The following is a 1,473-nucleotide window of genomic DNA, read 5'->3' as shown; positions in this document are numbered from 1 at the left end:
CTTGGCAGGAAAGGTACCTCTTCATAAAACCTTTTATTGCATGAAGGACATACATAGCGTCGTTTCCGCAGATGTATGAAAGTATAGCTTCCAAACGAAGATATATCCTTAATTTGTTGTTCTCTGTAATCGTGAATCTTGTCCGTAGTCCGACCACAGCGGGGACACTCATGGGCTTTTCGCTTCATTCTCATATAAATGTGGAACTGATTGTCCTTTCTTTCTGCGAAGGTAACGGTTACATCTTCAAATCCAATAAATTCTCGCGTATAATCTTTGTAGAGCATGGTTGATTCTCCTTTAAAATGATGGTGTGAGTAACTACATTTTACTAGAGATTTCACTCCATGCTCTCTTTATTTGCAAAAAATGTTGGAGTTCCGAAGTTTCTGTCCCTCGGCACCCCAACATTTATTATAGAACCCAAAAACTGACAGCGGTATCTTTTTATTTAATCATATATTTACCCGTATAATCAGGCGTTTTTTTGAAAAGATTTTTGTGAAACACGAATATGATAATTCCGATAATGATCAGAACCAATGACAGCGCTTGCGATATTCTAAGTCCCGGGACCAGATAAAGACTATCCGCACGCAATCCTTCAATCCAAAAACGGCCTAATCCATATCCGATAAAGTAAGTTGCCAAAAGCTGACCGCTAAACTTTGTCCTTTTGCGGAAATAAACCAGTACGGCAAATACGCACAAATTCCACATGCTTTCATAGAAAAATGTAGCTTGATGCCATTCTTCCAACTGTTCTATGAATACAGCATAGGGGAAGAATTGAAGATTCGGGTTTGTAACGAGATTGCCGAAGGCCTCCTGGTTCACAAAATTACCCCATCGACCAATTGCCTGCCCTAGAATCAAGCTAGGTACAACCATATCAACAAGCCGGAAGAATGGGAAGTGGTTGCGTTTTGAAAAAATAATCGCAGCAATGATTCCACCGATAACTCCTCCATATATAGCAAGTCCACCTTCCCAAATAGCAATCATCTTTGTAAAGCTTCCGTTATATTGTTCCCATTCAAATACAACGTAATAAATTCGTGCGCAGATGATTGCGATGGGGAGCGCTAAAAAGAGAAAATCAAAGATTATTTCACTTTTAAGGTTCTGTCTTTTAGCTTCACGACAGGCAATCAAAACACCAAGTAAAACCCCGAATGCAATAATAACTCCATACCATGCAATATTTAAGCCATTAATGCCAAATAGGTTTTTTATTAAATATCTATCTATCATACAATCCGCCTTTCTAAAGTATTCATAATGAATATGATTTTGAATTTAAAATATCAGCGTATAGAGGTAACTTTAATAATAGTATCACAATGAGGTATTTACGTAAACCATTTAAACATGTATATGTCTTTATCGTATGATAATTTCACCCTTAAGATTATCGCGTGAATATTTCACCCCCCACATATATTTGATAGTCTTAAAGGATGGTATACACAA

Annotated in this window: 2 protein-coding genes; both read right to left on the bottom strand. The window is 37.3% G+C overall.

Annotated elements, in window-relative coordinates; all coding sequences use genetic code 11:
* Nucleotides 1-287 (bottom strand): transposase family protein (locus F3H12_RS13125; RefSeq protein WP_149677676.1); only part of this gene is annotated, 287 nt, incomplete at its 3' end.
* A gap of 160 nt (nucleotides 288-447) precedes the next feature.
* On the bottom strand, nucleotides 448-1,254 hold the full coding sequence (gene lgt / locus F3H12_RS13120) for a prolipoprotein diacylglyceryl transferase (protein ID WP_074365490.1): 807 nt from the start codon (nucleotides 1,252-1,254) through the stop codon (nucleotides 448-450).
* Nucleotides 1,255-1,473: the final 219 nt, after the last annotated feature.

This window comes from Thermoclostridium caenicola (genome assembly GCF_900142095.1).
In the GTDB taxonomy this organism is placed as follows: Bacteria; Bacillota; Clostridia; order DSM-8532; family DSM-8532; genus Thermoclostridium_A; species Thermoclostridium_A caenicola.
This window is presented reverse-complemented; position numbering and strand designations above follow the sequence as displayed.